The sequence below is a fragment of the Streptomyces sp. NPDC058955 genome (genome assembly GCF_042741435.1).
Taxonomy (GTDB): domain Bacteria; phylum Actinomycetota; class Actinomycetes; order Streptomycetales; family Streptomycetaceae; genus Streptomyces.
Map to the genome: position 1 here is coordinate 100,545 of NZ_JBHYKM010000005.1, position 18,381 is coordinate 118,925.

The following is an 18,381-nucleotide window of genomic DNA, read 5'->3' on the forward strand; positions in this document are numbered from 1 at the left end:
GTGTGCCCGGCGGCGCCTCCCCCCGCGCGCGGGGGCGCCGGCGGGTCACTTGGTCGCCGCCGGGGTGCGGCCCGGCGGCGGTGGGGGGCCCCGCCCCCCCCTTCCGAACACACGGCACAATTGGCCGGTGCTCCACGATCTGTTCAGCCCGTCGGTCCAACACACGCTCGACCTCGTCGGGATCTTCGTCTTCGCCATCTCCGGCGCCCTGCTCGGCGTCCGGAAGAACTTCGACGTCTTCGGCATGGCCGTGCTCGCCGAGGTCACCGCGCTCGGCGGCGGCCTCCTCCGCGACCTCATCATCGGGGCCGTCCCCCCGGCCGCCTTCACCGACCTCGGCTACTTCCTCATGCCGCTGGTCGCCACCGCCCTCGTCTTCTTCCTCCACCCCGAGGTGGAGCGCACCCAGACGATGGTGAACGTGTTCGACGCGGCCGGCCTCGGCCTGTTCTGCGTGACCGGGACGACGAAGGCGTACGACTACGGGCTCGGCCTCACCTCCTCGGCGGCGCTCGGCCTCGCCACCGCCGTCGGCGGCGGTGTGCTGCGCGACGTCCTCGCCAACGAGGTGCCCTCGCTGCTCCGCTGGGACCGCGACCTCTACGCCGTGCCCGCGATCGTCGGCGCCGCCATGGTCGTCCTCTGCATCCGCTTCGACGTCCTGAACGCGTACACCAGCGGCGCGGCCGTGCTCACCGCCTTCCTCCTGCGGCTGCTCGCCATGCGCTTCCACTGGCGGGCGCCGCGCGCCTGGAACCGCCGGTCGTCCGCCCGCGAGGAGCCCGAAAAAGCTACCGCTCAGTAATTTCCTGCTGTACCTTCGGGACATGAGCACGAGTACCGAGACGAGCCCGGCCCCGCGGACCGAGGCGCGCAGCGAGTTCGACCGGGACACCGCCGTCACCCTCCGCGAGCCCGGGGTCTACGACGCCGAGCTCTCGGCCGGCTGGACGATCATCCACGCCGTCAACGGCGGCTACCTCCTCGCCCTGCTCGGCCGCGCCCTCGGCGACCACCTGCCGCACCCCGACCCGTTCACCATCTCGGCGCACTACCTGACGCCGTCGGTGCCGGGCCCCGCGGTCATCCGGACCGAGACCGTCCGCACCGGCCGGACCCTCTCCACCGGCACCGCCTCGCTCTACCAGTACGCCGAGGACGGCACCGAGGTCGAGCGGATCCGCGTCCTCGCCTCCTACGGCGACCTCGACGCCCTCACCGACGACGTCCGCACCAGCGCCGTGCCGCCCGCCTTCGCCCCGATCGACCGGTGCTTCAGCGCCTCCGACGGCCCGGCCCCGCCGATCCCCGGCTCCTCCGCGATCACCGAGCGCCTCGACCTCCGCCTCGACCCCGCCTGCGTCGGCTGGGCGCTCGGCGCCCCCTCCGGCAAGGGCGAGATGCGCGCCTGGTTCGGCCTCGCCGACGGCCGCGAGCCCGACGCGCTCTCCCTGCTCCTCGCCGTCGACGCCCTGCCGCCGACCTCCTTCGAGCTGGGCCTCAAGGGCTGGACGCCGACCGTGGAGCTCACCACCCACGTCCGCTGCCGCCCCGCCCCCGGCCCGCTGCGGATCTCCATCACCACCCGCAACCTCGCCGGCGGCTTCCTGGAGGAGGACGCCGAGGTCTGGGACAGCGCCGGCCGGCTCGTCGCCCAGTCCCGCCAGCTCGCCCGCGCCCCGCGCGACTGAACCGGCGGGCCTTTGGCGGCGTGGCCTGAACCGTACGGCCGCCGGGGACCAGGAACGGGCTCGTCGAGGAGCGCCGTGACCGGGCTCGTAGAATCGACCCACCATGGCTTACCTCGACCACGCCGCGACCACGCCCATGCTGCCCGAGGCGATCGAGGCGATGACCGCCCACCTCGCCGTCACGGGCAACGCCTCGTCCCTGCACGCCGCCGGGCGGCGCGCCCGGCGGACCGTCGAGGAGGGCCGCGAGACCCTCGCCGCCGCGCTCGGCGCCCGCCCCAGCGAGGTCGTCCTCACCTCCGGCGGCACCGAGGCCGACAACCTCGCCGTGAAGGGCCTCTACTGGTCCCGCCGGGACGCCGACCCCCGCCGCACCCGCGTCCTCGCCAGCCCCGTCGAGCACCACGCCGTCCTCGACGCCGTCGACTGGCTCGCCGGCCACGAGGGCGCCGAGGTGGAGTACCTCCCCGTCGACGCCCACGGGCGGGTGCACCCCGACGCGCTGCGCGAGGCGATCGCCCGCGACCCGGAGTCCGTCGCCCTCGCCACCGTGATGTGGGCCAACAACGAGATCGGCACCGTCATGCCGGTCCGGGCGCTCGCCGACACCGCCGCCGAGTTCGGCGTCCCGCTGCACGCCGACGCCGTCCAGGCCGTCGGCCAGCTCCCGGTCGACTTCGCCGCCTCCGGCCTCGCCGCCATGACCGTCTCCGGCCACAAGATCGGCGGCCCCTACGGCATCGGCGCCCTGCTGCTCGGCCGCGAGCACACCCCCGTCCCCGTGCTGCACGGCGGCGGCCAGGAGCGGCACGTCCGCTCCGGCACCCTCGACGTCCCCGCCGTCGCCGCCTTCGCCACCGCCGCCCGTCTCGCCGCCGACGGGCAGGAGACCTTCGCCCGCGAGATCGGCGCCCTGCGCGACGCCCTCGTCACCGCCGTCCGCACGGCCGTCCCCGACGCGATCCTCGGCGGCGACCCGGTCGACCGGCTCCCCGCCAACGCCCACTTCACCTTCCCCGGCTGCGAGGGCGACTCCCTGCTCCTCCTCCTCGACGCCGCCGGCATCGCCTGCTCCACCGGCTCCGCCTGCACCGCCGGCATCGCCCAGCCCAGCCACGTCCTCCTCGCCACCGGCGCCGACCCCGAGCTGGCCCGCGGCACCCTCCGCTTCTCCCTCGGCCACACCTCCACCGAGGACGACGTACGGGCCGTCGCCGACGCCATCGGCCCGGCGGTCGAGCGCGCCAGGACCGCCGGCCTCAGCTAGTCCGGGCCGGGAGCTTCGTCAGCTCCTTCCGGACCAGGGCCAGATACCGGTCCCAGTCCCAGTGCGGGCCGGGATCGGTGTGGTCGGTGCCCTCGACCTCCACGTGCCCGATGATGTGCTCCCGGTCCACCGGTATCCCGTGCCGCCGGCAGATGTCCGCCGCGAGCCGCGCCGACCCCGCGTACATCTCGGCCGTGAAGTCCTGGGGCCGGTCCACGAAGCCCTCGTGCTCGATGCCGACGCTCCGCTCGTTCATGTCCCGGTTCCCGGCGTGGAAGGCCACGTCGAGCTCCCGGATCATCTGCGCCACGTGCCCGTCCTTGCGGACCACGTAGTGGGCGGCCGCCCCGTGCAGCGGATTGCGGAACACCTTCAGCGCCGTCGCGTACGAGCCCTGCACCACATGGATCACCACCCGGTCGATCCGGTAGTCGTCCGGGCGGTCCGCCCGCCGCCAGTTCGCCTGGTGCGCCGCCGTCCACTCGGCCGCCTTGTGGTCCAGCTCCCCGTCCGTCCGCGGCTTCTCCATGCCCGGCAGCCGCCACCAGGCCCGCGCCAGCTCCTCGCGCGCCAGCACCGCCGTGCCCACCACGGCCGCGCCGCCGCCGAGCAGCACGGCCCGCCGGCCGACCCCCCGCTTCTTGCCGTTCTCGCTCCCCATGCTCCCCAGAACGCCGGTCCCGGCCGCGCGGTTCCCGCCGCCCCGTACCCTGGTAGGGCTATGACTGAGACTCCGCGCCCCCTTCGCGTCCTCGCCGCCATGTCCGGCGGTGTGGACTCCGCCGTCGCCGCCGCCCGAGCCGTCGAGGCCGGCCACGACGTCACCGGCGTGCACCTCGCGCTCTCCGCGAACCCGCAGTCCTTCCGCACGGGCGCGCGCGGCTGCTGCACCATCGAGGACTCCCGGGACGCGCGCCGGGCCGCCGACGTCATCGGCATCCCGTTCTACGTCTGGGACCTCGCCGAGCGCTTCCGCGCCGACGTCGTCGACGACTTCGTCGCCGAGTACGAGGCCGGCCGCACGCCCAACCCGTGCCTGCGCTGCAACGAGAAGATCAAGTTCGCGGCCCTGCTCGACAAGGCGCTCGCCCTCGGCTTCGACGCGGTCTGCACCGGCCACTACGCCACCGTGGTGCTGAACGAGGACGGCAGCCGCGAACTGCACCGCGCCTCCGACATGGCCAAGGACCAGTCGTACGTGCTCGGCGTCCTCGACGAGCAGCAGCTCGCCCACGCCATGTTCCCGCTCGGCGACACCCTCACCACCAAGGACGAGATCCGGGCCGAGGCCGAGCGGCGCGGCCTGGCCGTCGCCAAGAAGCCCGACAGCCACGACATCTGCTTCATCGCCGACGGCGACACCCAGGGCTTCCTCGCCACCCGCCTGGGCAGGGCGGAGGGCGACATCGTCGACGAGTCCGGCACCAAGCTCGGCACCCACGAGGGCGCGTACGGCTTCACCATCGGCCAGCGCAAGGGCCTGCGGATCGGCCACCCGGCCGCCGACGGCAAGCCCCGCTACGTCCTGGACATCTCGCCCGTGAACAACACGGTCACCGTCGGCCCCGCCGAGTCCCTCGACGTCACCGCCCTCACCGCGATCAAGCCCCGCTGGTGCGGCACCGCCCCCGAGGGCCCCGGCCGCTACACCGCCCAGCTCCGCGCCCACGGCGGCGAGACGCCGGTCGACGCGGCGATGGAGGACGGCGAGCTGAGGGTCACCTTCGACGAGCCCGTCCGCGGCGTCGCCCCCGGCCAGGCGATCGTCCTCTACGACGGCACCCGCGTGGTCGGCTCGGCGACGATCGCGACGACGGTACGCCGCACGGCCGCCGCGCCCGCGTAGGACGGCCGCCCGCTCACAGGGCGTCCGTCGCCTCCGCCACGAACTCCGCGAGGACCGGCGCCAGCACATGCGGCGCCACCTCGTGGGTCTGGCCCGTCAGCGTCCGGTGCCGCGCCCGCGGCAGCCGGGCCGACAGCTCCCGGGCCGCCCGCCGCACCGGCGCCGGACTGGCGCCCCCGTCGACCACCAGCACGCGCGCGCGGACCTCCGGCAGCGGCCCGAGCGTGGCGTCGTACGGCGGCTCGAAGACCGACACGGCCCCCAGCGGCACCCCCGCCGCCGCGGCCGCCAGCGCGAGGACCCCGCCCGTCCCCGTGCCGTGCACCGCCGCCCCGGGGCCCGCCGCCGCGAGCACCGCCGCCAGGTCCTCGACCTCCCGCTCGACCGGGCAGCCGCTCGCGCCCTCGTCCCGGCGGTCGTACACGAACACGGGGCGGCTCCGGGCCAGCAGCCGGGCCAGCGGCGCCTCGCCCGCCCGCGAGCGGGGGCCCCCGCTCACCAGCACCACCGCGGGCCCGTCCGCGGCCCCCGTCCCGTACCGCGCGTACGCGATCGGCGTCCCGTCCCGTGACACGACCGTCTTCACCTCGTCCATGGCAGGGCAGACCGGCGGACTCACCGGAACTCATCGCCGCGGCCCGGGATTTCCCGAAGAATTCATAAACCCGCAGGTCAGAGCCGTGGAGCGAAGAGGGTGTTCTACGGTGGCGGCATGAACATCTGCGTCTTCCTCTCCGCCGCCGACCTCGACGAGCGCTACACCGCCCCCGCCCGCGAGTTCGCCGGCCTCCTCGGCAAGGCCGGCCACACCCTCGTCTGGGGCGGCTCCGACACCGGCCTGATGAAGGTCGTCGCGGACGGCGTCCAGGAGGCCGGCGGCCGCCTCGTCGGCGTCTCCGTCGACTTCCTCGCCGCCAAGGCCCGCCCGAACGCCGACGAGATGACCATCACCAAGGACCTGGCCGAGCGGAAGGCGCTCCTCCTCGCCAAGTCCGACGCGATCGTCGTCATGGTCGGCGGCACCGGCACCCTCGACGAGGCCACCGAGATCCTGGAGCTGAAGAAGCACGCCAAGCACACCAAGCCCGTCGTCGTCCTCAACACCGCCGGCTTCTACGACGGCCTCAAGACCCAGTTCCAGCGCATGGAGGACGAGGGCTTCCTCCCCAGGCCCCTCGCCGAGCTGGCCTTCTTCGCCGAGGACGGGGCGACGGCCCTGGCGTACCTGGAGAGCGAGATCGCCGCCCGCTGATGGGACCATGGTGACCATGGCTACTCATGTGATCACCGGGGCCGGCTCCGGCATCGGCGCCGCCGTCGCGCGGCGGCTGCACGCGCGCGGGGACGAACTCGTGCTGCACGCGCGCGACGCGGCGCGCGCGAAGGAGCTGGCGGCCGAGTTCCCCGGCGCCCGCACGCTCGTCGGTGACCTGGCGGACCCGGACCGGCTCTCCTGGGCGTTCTCGCACCAGAGCCTGCCCGACCGGGTCGACTCGCTGCTGCACATCGCCGGCGTCGTCGACCTCGGCGGGGTGGGGGAGCTGACCCCCAAGGCCTGGCACCACCAGCTGAACGTCAACCTGGTCGCCCCCGCCGAGCTCACCCGGCACTTCCTGCCGCAGCTCCGCCTCACCCAGGGCCACGTCCTCTTCGTGAACTCCGGCGCCGGGCTCAACGCGCACGCCGAGTGGGGCGCGTACGCCGCCTCCAAGCACGGCCTGAAGGCCCTCGCCGACGCCCTGCGCCACGAGGAGCACGCGAACGGCGTCCGGGTCACCTCCGTCTACCCCGGCCGCACGGCGAGCCCCATGCAGGCCAAGGTGCACCAGCAGGAGGGCAAGGAGTACGACCCCGGCAGGTGGATCGACCCGGAGTCCGTGGCGACCACCATCGTGATGGCCCTCGACCTCCCGCGCGACGCCGAGGTCAACGACCTGACGGTCCGTCCGGGACGATAGGGGGCCGGCACATGAGCGAGACCAAGCTGTGGGGCCCCGCCACCGGCGTCGGCTCCCTGCCCGGCGGCGACGCCCGCGAAGCCGCCAAGACCGTCACCGGGACCTTCGAGGACTTCCCCTTCCTCGCCGAACTCCCCGCCCGCGGCCCCGGCGCCGACATGATCGGTCGCACCCTCGGGCTGCTCGTCGACCTGTACGCGCACGTGGAGCCCAGCGGCTGGCGGATCAGCGACCGGCCCGGCCGCGACACCCGCCGCGCCCGCTCCTGGCTCGGCGAGGACCTCGACGCCCTGGAGGAGTTCACCCAGGGCTACGAGGGCCCCCTCAAGGTCCAGGCCGTCGGCCCGTGGACCCTCGCCGCCGCCCTCGAACTCCGCGGCGGAGAGGCCGCCCTGGGCGACCCGGGCGCCTGCCGCGACCTCGCCGCCTCCCTCGCCGAGGGCCTGCGCGAGCACCTCGCCGACGTCGCCAAGCGCGTCCCCGGCGCCCGGATCGTGCTCCAGCTCGACGAGCCCTCGCTCACCGCCGTGCTCCTCGGGCAGATCCGCACCGCCAGCGGCTACCGCACCCACCGCGCCGTCGACCGGCAGGTCGTCGAGGGCGCCCTGCGGGACGTGATCGCCGCCCACGACGGGCCCGTCGTCGTCCACTCCTGCGCCCCCGGCGTGCCCTTCGCGCTGCTCCGCCGCGCCGGGGCCGCCGGCGTCTCGTTCGACTTCGGCCTGCTCACCGAACGTGACGAGGAGCCCATCGGCGAGGCCGTGGAGGCCGGCACGAAGCTCTTCGCCGGTGTGGTGCCGTCCACCGACACGGCATTGTCCGACCCGGGCGGTAGCGTCATGGGTGTCAGGACGCTGTGGCGCAGGCTGGGGCTGAATCCGGGGACTCTCGCCGAGTCCGTGGTCGTCACCCCCACCTGCGGGCTCGCGGGCGCCTCGCCCGCGTACGCCCGGGCGGCGCTCGCCCACTGCGCCCGGGCGGCGAGATCGCTCGCGGACAACCCAGAGTGACCGGGTTCTGAAGGTACGGGAGGACGGACGAAGGTGGCAGTCGAACAGGGGGCCCTGCCCGACGGTGAGGCGGTCGTGCCCGCCGAGGCGCGCGAGAAGCACGCCGAGCTGGCCGAGCAGGTCGAGGAGCACCGCTTCCGGTACTACGTGAAGGACCAGCCGGTCGTCAGCGACGCGGAGTTCGACCGGCTCCTGCGCGCCCTGGAGGCGCTGGAGGAGGAGTACCCGGAGCTGCGCACGCCCGACTCGCCGACCCAGAAGGTGGCGGGGCAGTACGAGACGGACTTCACCGCCGTCGAGCACCGCGAGCGCATGCTCTCGCTGGACAACGCCTTCGACGACGAGGAGCTGGCCACCTGGGCCGAGCGCGTCGCCCGGGACGTCGGCACCCCCGACTTCCACTTCCTGTGCGAGCTCAAGGTCGACGGCCTCGCCGTCAACCTCACCTACGAGCACGGCCGGCTCACCCGCGCCGCCACCCGCGGCGACGGCCGCACCGGCGAGGACATCACGCCCAACGTGCGCACGATCGCCGACATCCCCGAACGCCTCCAGGGCGACCGGATCCCGGAGCTGGTCGAGATCCGGGGCGAGGTCTACTTCCCCATGGAGGCGTTCGAGGCGCTCAACGCCCGCCTGGTCGAGGCCGGCGACAAGCCCTTCGCCAACCCGCGCAACGCCGCCGCCGGCTCGCTGCGCCAGAAGGACCCCAAGGTCACCGCCACCCGTCCGCTCCACATGGTGGTGCACGGCATCGGCGCCCGCGAGGGCTTCGAGATCACCCGGCTCTCGGAGGCGTACGAGCTGCTCCACGAGTGGGGCCTGCCCACCGCCACCCACAACAAGGTGGTCGGCACCCTCCCCGAGGTGCGCGAGTTCATCGCGTACCACGGCGAGAACCGCCACTCCGTCGAGCACGAGATCGACGGCGTCGTCGTCAAGCTCGACGAGATCCCCCTCCAGGGCCGGCTCGGCACCACCGCGCGCGCCCCGCGCTGGGCCATCGCCTGGAAGTACGCGCCGGAGGAGGTCAACACCAAGCTCGTCGACATCAAGGTCGGCGTCGGCCGCACCGGCCGCGTCACCCCGTACGCCCAGGTCGAGCCGGTCACCGTGGCCGGCTCCGAGGTCGAGTTCGCCACCCTCCACAACCAGGAGGTCGTCAAGGCCAAGGGCGTCCTCATCGGCGACACCGTGGTGCTCCGCAAGGCCGGCGACGTCATCCCGGAGATCCTCGGCCCGGTCGTCGACCTGCGGGACGGCACCGAGCGGGAGTTCGTGATGCCGGCCGAGTGCCCCGAGTGCGGCACGGCGCTGAAGCCGATGAAGGAGGGCGACATCGACCTCCGCTGCCCGAACGCCCGGACCTGCCCGGCCCAGCTGCGCGAGCGGCTCTTCTTCCTCGCCGGCCGCCAGTGCCTGGACATCGAGAACTTCGGCGCGGTGGCCGCCGCCGCCCTCACCCGGCCCCTGGAGCCCGCCGAGCCGCCGCTCGCCGACGAGGGCGACCTCTTCGACCTCACCATCGAGCAGCTGCTGCCGATCAAGGCGTACGTCCTCGACGCCGACTCCGGACTGCCCAAGCGGGACCCGAAGACCGGCGAGGAGAAGATCGTCACCGTCTTCGCCAACCAGAAGGGCGAGCCGAAGAAGAACGCCCTCGCCATGCTGGCGAACATCGAGGCCGCCAAGACCCGCCCGCTCGCCCGCTTCATCAACGGCCTCTCCATCCGCCACGTCGGCCCCGTCGCCGCCGAGGCGCTGGCCCGCGAGTTCCGCTCCCTGGAGCGGATCGAGCAGGCCACCGAGGAGGAGCTGGCCGCCGTCGACGGCGTCGGCGGCATCATCGCCGCCGCCGTGAAGCAGTGGTTCTCCGAGGAGTGGCACCGCGAGATCGTGCGGAAGTGGCGCGCCGCCGGGGTCACCCTGGAGGACGAGGGCGCCGGGGAGGACGAGGGGCCGCGCCCGCTGGAGGGCCTGACGGTCGTCGTGACCGGCACCCTGGAGCAGTTCACCCGGGATGGCGCAAAAGAATCGCTCCAGAGCCGCGGAGCCAAGGTCACCGGTTCCGTTTCCAAGAAGACGAGCTTCGTCGTGGTGGGGGAGAACCCGGGTTCCAAGTACGACAAGGCCATGCAGCTGAAGGTTCCGGTTCTGGACGAGGAGGGCTTCAAGATCCTGCTCGAACAGGGTCCCGAGGCCGCCCGGGAGGCCGCACAGCCGGTCGAGGAGTGACCGCCGGCCGGCCCTCCCCGGACCCCGGAAGCTCACCCGTTCGGCGCATACCAGATCGTTACGGGTGGCCAGGCCGCATTCGGGCAAGAGAGGGAGAGCGCTGCCCCTCGGCGCCCTCGGCGGCCTAGTGTGGTGACCGTGCGTCTCGTCCCGCACCGCCGCGCGAGGGTTCTGCGCGGCCGTGCGCCAGGACGAACGGCCCCGTGCCATGCGCCCCGCCCCCGAAGCGGGCGGAGCGCACGACCGGCGGCCGGACGCCACCCGGGCCGCCGCGCGCGGCCCATCGGACAGCGACGGCACCGCCGCCTGTGAGAGGGACGGGAATGGAACCGACCGAGAGTGCCGCCCCGGTGCCACGGCCGCGCGGCCGGGTGCTCCCCGCGGGCTTCACCGGGCTGCCCGCCGCCGTGCTGGGCACCGCCGCCGCCGTGCTCGTCACCGGGCTCCAGCGGGCCCTGACCACCGGCCACCCGCTCTTCCCGGGCGGGGTCACCGGCTGGTCCCTCGCCCTCCTCACCGGCCTCATCGTCGGCCACCTGGTCGCCCTCGGCCGCGAGCGCTGGTGGGGCGGCACCGGATCGGGCGCCGCCCTCACCCTCGCCGTCCTCCTGCTGTACGGCTGGGTCCCCGCCGGGCTCGTCTCGCTCACCGTCGTCGTCCTCGTCAGCGCCGCCCGCCGGCACCGCTGGCGACAGGGTCTGCTGCACGGCGCCGCCGACATCCTCGGCGTCGGCGCCGCCGCCCTCGTCCTCGCCGTCTTCGGCGACGTCCCCAGCGTCGACGACCCCTGGCAGCCGCTCGACTGGGGGATCGCCGACGCCCCGGAGATCGTCCTCGCCGCCGGCGCCTACCTCCTCGCGACCCGCCTGCTGCTGTGGTACACGCTCGCGCCGCCCGGCCGCGGCCTGCCCACCGTCGCCCGCACCGCCCTGCTCCGCCAGGGGCTCGTCGCCGTCGCCCTGCTCGGCATCGCCCCGCTGATCTGCGTCGTCGCCGCCGCCTACCCGGTCCTCCTGCCGCTCTTCGCGATCCCGCTGATCGCCCTCGACTCCACCCTGTGGATCGCCCGCGCCCGCGCCGAGGAACAGCTCAAGGACCCGCTCACCGGCCTCCCCAACCGCCAGTGGCTGCTCGAACGCACCTGGACCGCGCTGGAGGACGCCGAGGGCGAGCAGGCCCGCGCCGCCCTCGTCCTCATCGACCTCGACCGCTTCCGCTCGGTCAACGACACCCTCGGCCACCTCGCCGGCGACCGGCTCCTCCTCCAGATCGCCGACCGGCTCCGCCTCGCCCTGCCCCGCGGCGCCGAGGCCGCCCGGCTCGGCGGCGACGAGTTCGCCGTCCTGCTGCCCGTCGCCGACTCCACCACCAGCGCCCAGCGGGTCGCCCGCCACCTCGTCGCCGCCCTCTCCTCCCCGCTCGACCTCGACGGACTCACCCTCGTCCTGGAGGCCAGCGCCGGCGTCGCCGTCTACCCCGAGCACGCCGCCGACGCCGAGGGCCTGCTCCGGCGCGCCGACGTCGCCATGTACCAGGCCAAGCGCGACCGCACCGGCGTCGAGGTGTACGAGTCCAAGCGCGACTCCAACACCCCCGACCGCCTCGGCCTCCTCGGCGACCTGCGCCGCGCGCTCGACGCCGGCGAGGTCGAGCTGCACTACCAGCCGAAGGTCCGCTTCGACGGCCAGGTCGCCGGCCTCGAAGCCCTCGTCCGCTGGGTCCACCCCGAGCGCGGAAAGGTTCCACCGGACGAGTTCATCGCCATCGCCGAGTCCTCCGGGCTGATGCCGCACCTCACCGAGTACGTCCTGGAGACCGCCCTCGCCCAGGTCGCCCGCTGGCGCGCCCAGGGCCTGGAGGTGCCCGTCGCCGTCAACGTCTCGCCGCGCGACGTCCACACCCCCGGCTTCGCCGGCGCCGTCGCCGCCCGCCTCGCCCGGCACGGCGTCCCGGCCGGCTCGCTCCAGCTGGAGATAACGGAACACGTCCTCCTGGAGGACCCCCAGCGCGCCGCCGACACCCTCAACGGCCTCACCGGCCACGGCGTCAAGATGTCCCTGGACGACTTCGGCACCGGCTACTCCTCCCTCGTCCACCTGCGCCGGCTCCCGGTCAGCGAACTGAAGATCGACCGCTCCTTCGTCGCCCGGCTCGCCGTCGACACCGAGGACGCCGAGATCGTCCGCTGCACCGTCGACCTCGCCCACTCCCTCGGCCTGCTCGTCGTCGCCGAGGGCGTGGAGGACGACGAGACCTGGGAGCGGCTGCGCGACCTGGGCTGCGACGCCGTCCAGGGCTGGCTGGTCTCCGCCGCCATGCCGCCCGCCGAGACCACCGCCTGGCTGCTCGCCCGCGGCGAGCACGGCTGGCGCCGGGCGGTCGACACCGCCCCCGTCACCGCGCTCGACCCGGCCCCCGGACACGTCGTGCAGTGACCCCTACGGGACGGACCGGGGGTCCGTCCGGGCCGACCGTTTCACGGGGAGTGGTGCGGGCCCCATAGGATTGGGCCCAACACCATCAGACTCACCCCAGAGGATCGCTGCATGCCTGGCATCACGCGCGAGGAGGTCGCACACCTCGCTCGGCTGGCGCGTCTGGAACTCGCCGACGAGGAACTCGACCACTTCGCCGGTCAGCTCGACGACATCATCGGCGCGGTCGCCCGCGTCTCCGAGGTCGCCGAGCAGGACGTACCGCCGACCTCCCACCCGCTGCCGCTGACGAACGTCATGCGCGCGGACGAGGTCCGCCCTTCGCTCACCCCCGCGCAGGCGCTCTCCGGCGCCCCCGCCCAGGAACAGCAGCGTTTCAAGGTGCCGCAGATCCTGGGGGAGGACTGACCATGACGGACATCATCAAGCTCACCGCCGCCGAGATCGCCGCGAAGATCGCCTCCGGCGAGCTGACCGCGGTCGAGGTCACCGAGGCCCACCTGGCCCGCATCGACGCCGTCGACGAGAAGGTGCACGCCTTCCTCCACGTCGACCGCGAGGGCGCCCTCGCGCAGGCCCGCGCCGTCGACGAGAAGCGCGCCCGCGGCGAGAAGCTCGGCCCGCTGGCCGGCGTCCCGCTCGCGCTCAAGGACATCTTCACGACCCGGGGCGTGCCCACCACGGTCGGCTCGAAGATGCTCGAAGGCTGGATCCCGCCGTACGACGCCACGCTGGTCAAGCGCCTGAAGGCCGCCGACGTGGTCATCCTCGGCAAGACCAACATGGACGAGTTCGCCATGGGCTCCTCCACCGAGAACAGCGCCTACGGCCCGACCGGCAACCCGTGGGACCTCACCCGGATCCCCGGCGGCTCCGGCGGCGGCTCCTCGGCCGCGCTCGCCGCGTACCAGGCCCCGCTCGCCATCGGCACGGACACCGGCGGCTCGATCCGCCAGCCCGCCGCCGTCACCGGCACCGTCGGCGTCAAGCCGACCTACGGCGCGGTCTCCCGTTACGGCATGGTGGCCTTCTCCTCCTCCCTCGACCAGGGCGGCCCCTGCGCCCGTACGGTCCTGGACGCGGCCCTGCTGCACGAGGCGATCGCCGGCCACGACCCGCTCGACTCCACCTCCATCGACCTGCCGGTCCCGCCCGTGGTCGAGGCCGCGCGCAACGGCTCGGTCGCCGGGATGCGCGTCGGCGTCGTCAAGCAGTTCCGCGGCGAGGGCTACCAGGCCGGCGTCATGCAGCGCTTCGACGAGTCCGTCGAGCTGCTGAAGGAGCTGGGCGCCGAGGTCGTCGAGCTGGACTGCCCGACCTTCGACCTGGCCCTCTCGGCGTACTACCTGATCGCGCCTTCCGAGTGCTCGTCCAACCTGGCCCGCTTCGACGGTCTGCGGTACGGCCTGCGCGCCGGCGACGACGGCACCCGGTCCGCCGAGGACGTCACCGCCCTCACCCGCGAGGCCGGCTTCGGCCCCGAGGTGAAGCGCCGCATCATCCTGGGCACGTACGCGCTCAGCTCCGGCTACTACGACGCGTGGTTCGGCTCGGCCCAGAAGGTCCGCACCCTCATCACCCGCGAGTTCGAGAAGGCCTTCGAGCAGGTCGACGTGATCGTCTCCCCGACGACCCCGACCACCGCCTTCCCGATCGGCGAGCGCGCCGACGACCCGATGGCGATGTACCTCGCGGACCTGTGCACCATCCCGACCAACCTGGCCGGCAACGCCGCCATGTCGCTGCCCTGCGGCCTGGCGCCGGAGGACGGTCTCCCGGTCGGGCTGCAGATCATCGCCCCCGCCATGCAGGACGACCGGCTCTACAAGGTCGGTGCCGCCGTCGAGGCGGCCTTCGTGGAAAAGTGGGGACACCCGCTGATCGAGGAGGCTCCGTCGCTGTGAGTGCCATGGCAAAGAAGGCCAAGAACTTCAAGAAGTCGAAGACCGGCATCTACGTCTCGCTCGCGACCACCGCGTTCGGTGCCGTCAGCGTCGCCAAGCAGGCCAAGCTGGCCCGCAACGACCACGACGTGCTGCGCCTGATCGACTCCGCCGTGTCCGCCGCCGCCATCGTCACCGGCCTCGCGATCCTGTACCGCGAGCTGAAGCGCCTCGGCGACGACGACGTCCTGCTGGGCTGAGAGGGAAAGTTCCACCGTGACTGTCACTGAACTGCTGTCGTACGAGGCGGCACTGGCCTCGTTCGACCCCGTCATGGGCCTGGAGGTCCATGTCGAGCTCGGCACGAAGACCAAGATGTTCTGCGGCTGCTCGACCGAGCTGGGCGCCGAGCCCAACGCGCAGACCTGCCCGACCTGCCTCGGTCTGCCCGGCGCGCTGCCGGTCGTGAACGAGATCGGCGTCGAGTCCGCCATCAAGATCGGCCTCGCGCTGCATTGCGAGATCGCCGAGTGGTGCCGCTTCGCCCGGAAGAACTACTTCTATCCGGACATGCCGAAGAACTTCCAGACCTCCCAGTACGACGAGCCGATCGCCTTCAACGGCTACCTGGACGTCCAGCTGGAGGACGGCGAGGTCTTCCGCGTGGAGATCGAGCGCGCCCACATGGAGGAGGACACCGGCAAGTCCACCCACATCGGTGGCGCGACCGGCCGCATCCACGGCGCCTCGCACTCGCTGCTCGACTACAACCGGGCCGGCATCCCGCTGATCGAGATCGTCACCAAGCCGATCGTCGGCGCCGGCGAGCGGGCCCCCGAGGTCGCCAAGGCGTACGTGGCCGAGCTGCGCGAGCTGATCCGCGCCCTGGGCGTCTCCGAGGCGCGCATGGACAAGGGCCAGATGCGCTGCGACGTCAACCTGTCGCTGATGCCGAAGGGTTCCGAGACCTTCGGCACCCGCTCGGAGACGAAGAACGTGAACTCGCTCCGCTCGGTCGAGCGGGCGGCGCGCTTCGAGATCCAGCGCCACGCGGCGGTCCTGGAGTCCGGCGGCACGATCGTGCAGGAGACCCGTCACTTCCACGAGGACGACGGCTCCACCACCTCCGGCCGCATCAAGGACAACGCCGAGGACTACCGCTACTTCCCGGAGCCGGACCTGGTCCCGGTCGCCCCGGCCCGCGAGTGGGTCGAGGAGCTGCGGAAGGGCCTGCCGGAGCTGCCGCGCGTGCGCCGCAACCGGCTGCGCGAGGAGTGGGCCGTCTCCGAGCAGGAGATGCAGTCCATCCTCAACGCGGGCGCGGTCGACCCGATCGTCGCCACGATCGAGGCGGGCGCGGACGCGGCCTCGGCCCGCAAGTGGTGGATGGGCGAGCTGGCCCGCAACGCCAACGAGAAGGGCGTCTCCCTGGAGGAGCTGCCCATCACGCCGGCGGACGTGGCCCGGGTCTCGGCCCTGGTGGCCGGCGGCGACCTCAACGACAAGCTGGCCCGTCAGGTCATCGAGGGCGTCCTCGCAGGCGAGGGCACCCCGGACGAGGTCGTCGAGAAGCGCGGTCTGAAGGTCGTCTCCGACGACAGCGCGCTCGGCGCGGCCGTCGACGAAGCCATCGCGGGCAACGCGGCCATCGCCGACAAGATCCGCGGCGGCAAGGTCGCGGCGGTCGGCGCGCTGGTCGGCGCGGTCATGAAGGCCACCCGTGGCCAGGCCGACGCGGCGAAGGTCAAGGACCTCATCCTGGAGCGGCTGGGCGTCAGCGAGGGCTGATCCGTCCCGCTCGGACGCGTACGAGAGCGGCCCCGCACCGGAGTTCCGGTGCGGGGCCGCCCTCGTCGTACTGGCTACCGCTTGAGCATCGGGGCGGCGATGATGCCGCTGCCGGAGTCGGTGCAGGTCTCCTCGACCTTCAGGCGCAGCCGCAGGGCCCCGGTGATGTCCAGGGTCTCGGAGATCGGCTTGCCCAGGTGCACGGTCTCGTTGAAGAGCGCGGGCTTGTCGTCGACGGAGATCACGACCCGCGCGGTCTCGACCTTGGAGCCGTCGTCGACGCCGGCGGTGAACTCGAAGGTCTTCCACTCCCGGTTCAGGTCGTACTCGACGTAGGCGCCGTTGTAGCAGTCGCCGATCAGCGCGGAGCCGTACTCGGTGGTGTTGATCTTGGCGCTGCCGACGCTGAACGAGTCGGGGTCGCTGACCGAGGCGAGGGTGGTGAGGTCGGCCTCGCGGGAGTCCGGCACGGAGCCGGGGTCGAGCGACGGGCTGCCGCTGTCGGTCGGCTCGGCGCTCGGCTCCTCCGTCGGCTCCTCGGTCGTCGGCTCGTCGGTGGGCTCCTCGGTGGTGGGCTCCTCGGAGGGCGTCTCGGCGCTCGCCGGCGCCGAGGTCGTCGCCCCGGAGGGACCGGCCTGGTCGTTCTTGCCGTTCCCGGCCTCGCGGTCGCCGAGCAGCCGGATGCCGATCACGGCGAGGACGGCGATCAGGAGGACACCGCTCACGGCGCCGATCACCAGCCCCTTGCGGCTCTTGCGCGGCTCCGGCGGACGGGGCCCGCCCGGCCCCCCGACGGTGGGCATCCCGGCCGTCGGCGGCCCGTAGCCCTGACCGCCGTACGCCGGCATCCCGGCGGTCGGCGCTCCGTACGCGCCCTGCCCGGCGTCGTACCCGAGCGGCGCGGCCGGCACCGGGGCGGGCGCGGGCTCGGGGTTCTGCGGTACGGGGTTCTGCGGTACGGCGTCCTGGGGTGCCGGGGCCGGTTCCTGGGCCGCGACCGGTGCCGCGACCGGTGCCGCGACCGGGGCCGGGGGAGTGGTCGGCGGGGGCGCCACCGGGGGCAGCGGCGGCACGGCGGGGGCGTCGGAGGGACGGGGCGGGACGGCGTCCTGCGGGGTCACCGGGCGGGAGGTCGTCGTGGTGGACACCACCCCGTGCCGGACCTCCTTGACCCACGACGACAGCGACAGCGGGCGCTTGTCCGGGTCCGCCGCCGCGATGGCGAGCACCCTCCTGCGCTGCTCCTCGGACAGCCCGGCGACCTGCGGCACGGCGGCGAACGCGGCCGCGAGCTGCTCGGGCGAGGCCGGCGGGGACTGGCCGCTCAGCAGGAAGTAGGCGATGGCACCGAAGGCGTACCGGTCGGTGGCCGGGGTCCGCTTGCCCTCGAAGATCTCCGGCGCCGCGTACCCCGGGGTGAACCAGACCTCGGCGGTCTGGTGGTCGGCGGTCAGCTTGCTGAGGCCGAAGTCGACGAGGGTGGCCTGGCCGTGCTCGTCGACCATCACGTTGCCCGGCGAGAGGTCGCCGTGGACGACGGTCCGCCCGGACGGGGTGGCCTTGCCGGAGTGCAGCCAGTCGAGGACGTCCGCGAGCTGTTCCAGCGTCCGCATGACCTCGCGCCGCTCGGCGGGGGTGGCCAGGGTCCGCTCGGCGCGCCAGTCGCGCAGGTCGAGCCCGTCGACGTGGTTCATGACGAGGACGAGGGCCCGGCCGGTGAGGGTGCCGGACTCGCCGGGCGCGTGGATGGGCGAGCCCTGGAAGTGCTCGCGCACCCCGACGACGCCGGGACGGCTGACGAAGCGCAGCAGCTCCGCCTGCTCGTTCCACTTGCGGCTGACCCGCTCGAAGATCTCGGGCGTGATCGTCGTCTTGGAGTCGAGGACCTTGACGACGACGGGTTCGGTACCGCCCGCGAGCTCGATCTCCGCGAGATAGAGCACGGCCTCCCCGCCGCGTCCGATGGAGCGCAGCAACCGGTAGCGGTCCGGTGCGGAGTCAGGCCCGATGTGGTGTGCCGACTTGCTCAACTTTCCCCCAAGGCACAGTGAATGACAGGAAGTCAGCTTGCCGCCCGGGGCAGTCGGGGGTCAACCGAGCTACGTGGCACCACCCCGCTCCGACGAAGCCGGTACGCGCCGCCCGCGACCACGCTCCCTTCGCACACGCGCAGGCACCGAGCCCGTCCCCCGGGCGGGTGCGACATGCCCCTGTTGGCTACTGTGAAGCGAGCGACTCGCGCGCGTGAGGTCCGCGGGCCGTGCACAG

The 18,381-nt window shown here is 73.4% G+C and carries 16 protein-coding genes; 13 read left to right on the forward strand and 3 right to left on the reverse strand.

What is annotated here, in order from left to right:
- Positions 1–127: 127 nt before the first annotated feature.
- From ACFW1I_RS04015 to ACFW1I_RS04025, 3 genes are all read left to right on the forward strand, one after another.
- A complete protein-coding gene (locus tag ACFW1I_RS04015) occupies positions 128–805 on the forward strand; it encodes a trimeric intracellular cation channel family protein (RefSeq protein WP_384665803.1) in 678 nt (225 codons plus the stop codon).
- A 22-nt stretch (positions 806–827) separates the two neighbouring features.
- On the forward strand, positions 828–1,691 hold the full coding sequence (locus tag ACFW1I_RS04020) for a thioesterase family protein (RefSeq protein WP_384665805.1): 864 nt from the start codon (positions 828–830) through the stop codon (positions 1,689–1,691).
- Between the two features lie 103 nt (positions 1,692–1,794).
- On the forward strand, positions 1,795–2,958 hold the full coding sequence (locus ACFW1I_RS04025; RefSeq protein ID WP_384665807.1) for a cysteine desulfurase family protein: 1,164 nt from the start codon (positions 1,795–1,797) through the stop codon (positions 2,956–2,958).
- On the opposite strand, the gene ACFW1I_RS04030 is transcribed toward ACFW1I_RS04025, so the two are convergent.
- Positions 2,951–3,619, reverse strand: coding sequence for an N-acetylmuramoyl-L-alanine amidase (locus tag ACFW1I_RS04030; RefSeq protein ID WP_384665808.1), 669 nt, complete (start codon positions 3,617–3,619; stop codon positions 2,951–2,953). The two genes, ACFW1I_RS04025 and ACFW1I_RS04030, sit on opposite strands and share 8 nt — an antisense overlap.
- A gap of 60 nt (positions 3,620–3,679) precedes the next feature.
- Here ACFW1I_RS04030 and mnmA point away from each other — a divergent pair, with 60 nt between their 5' ends.
- Positions 3,680–4,804, forward strand: a complete 1,125-nt coding sequence (mnmA, locus tag ACFW1I_RS04035) for a tRNA 2-thiouridine(34) synthase MnmA (RefSeq protein ID WP_384665810.1) — start codon at positions 3,680–3,682, stop codon at positions 4,802–4,804.
- Positions 4,805–4,817: 13 nt separating this feature from the next.
- Here mnmA and ACFW1I_RS04040 read toward each other — a convergent pair whose 3' ends face one another.
- Complete coding sequence (locus ACFW1I_RS04040; protein WP_384665812.1) at positions 4,818–5,399, reverse strand: alpha/beta fold hydrolase; 582 nt, start codon at positions 5,397–5,399, stop codon at positions 4,818–4,820.
- Positions 5,400–5,516: 117 nt separating this feature from the next.
- On the opposite strand from ACFW1I_RS04040, the gene ACFW1I_RS04045 reads away from it, so the two are divergent.
- From ACFW1I_RS04045 to gatB, 9 genes are all read left to right on the forward strand, one after another.
- Positions 5,517–6,056 (forward strand): TIGR00730 family Rossman fold protein, encoded by a 540-nt coding sequence (locus tag ACFW1I_RS04045; RefSeq protein ID WP_384665814.1) that lies wholly within the window; start codon positions 5,517–5,519, stop codon positions 6,054–6,056.
- Positions 6,057–6,063: 7 nt separating this feature from the next.
- Positions 6,064–6,762 carry an SDR family oxidoreductase gene (locus ACFW1I_RS04050; RefSeq protein ID WP_384665816.1) on the forward strand — a complete coding sequence of 233 codons (699 nt, stop codon included), beginning with the start codon at positions 6,064–6,066 and terminating at the stop codon, positions 6,760–6,762.
- 11 nt (positions 6,763–6,773) lie between these two features.
- Positions 6,774–7,772: a methionine synthase gene (locus tag ACFW1I_RS04055; RefSeq protein ID WP_384665818.1), complete on the forward strand. Its 999-nt coding sequence runs from the start codon at positions 6,774–6,776 to the stop codon at positions 7,770–7,772.
- 33 nt (positions 7,773–7,805) lie between these two features.
- Positions 7,806–10,007 carry an NAD-dependent DNA ligase LigA gene (gene ligA, locus ACFW1I_RS04060; RefSeq protein ID WP_384665820.1) on the forward strand — a complete coding sequence of 734 codons (2,202 nt, stop codon included), beginning with the start codon at positions 7,806–7,808 and terminating at the stop codon, positions 10,005–10,007.
- Between the two features lie 203 nt (positions 10,008–10,210).
- Positions 10,211–12,442, forward strand: coding sequence for a putative bifunctional diguanylate cyclase/phosphodiesterase (locus tag ACFW1I_RS04065; RefSeq protein ID WP_384665822.1), 2,232 nt, complete (start codon positions 10,211–10,213; stop codon positions 12,440–12,442).
- A 111-nt stretch (positions 12,443–12,553) separates the two neighbouring features.
- Complete coding sequence (gene gatC, locus ACFW1I_RS04070; RefSeq protein WP_030492502.1) at positions 12,554–12,850, forward strand: Asp-tRNA(Asn)/Glu-tRNA(Gln) amidotransferase subunit GatC; 297 nt, start codon at positions 12,554–12,556, stop codon at positions 12,848–12,850.
- A 2-nt stretch (positions 12,851–12,852) separates the two neighbouring features.
- Positions 12,853–14,346, forward strand: a complete 1,494-nt coding sequence (gatA, locus tag ACFW1I_RS04075; protein WP_384665824.1) for an Asp-tRNA(Asn)/Glu-tRNA(Gln) amidotransferase subunit GatA — start codon at positions 12,853–12,855, stop codon at positions 14,344–14,346.
- Between the two features lie 5 nt (positions 14,347–14,351).
- A complete protein-coding gene (locus ACFW1I_RS04080; RefSeq protein WP_189800629.1) occupies positions 14,352–14,585 on the forward strand; it encodes a hypothetical protein in 234 nt (77 codons plus the stop codon).
- 16 nt (positions 14,586–14,601) lie between these two features.
- The gene (gatB, locus tag ACFW1I_RS04085) at positions 14,602–16,113 is read left to right on the forward strand and encodes an Asp-tRNA(Asn)/Glu-tRNA(Gln) amidotransferase subunit GatB (RefSeq protein ID WP_384665826.1); all 1,512 of its coding nucleotides are present in this window, start codon (positions 14,602–14,604) and stop codon (positions 16,111–16,113) included.
- A 74-nt stretch (positions 16,114–16,187) separates the two neighbouring features.
- On the opposite strand, the gene ACFW1I_RS04090 is transcribed toward gatB, so the two are convergent.
- The gene (locus ACFW1I_RS04090; RefSeq protein ID WP_384665828.1) at positions 16,188–18,143 is read right to left on the reverse strand and encodes a protein kinase; all 1,956 of its coding nucleotides are present in this window, start codon (positions 18,141–18,143) and stop codon (positions 16,188–16,190) included.
- Between the last annotated feature and the right edge of the window lie 238 nt (positions 18,144–18,381).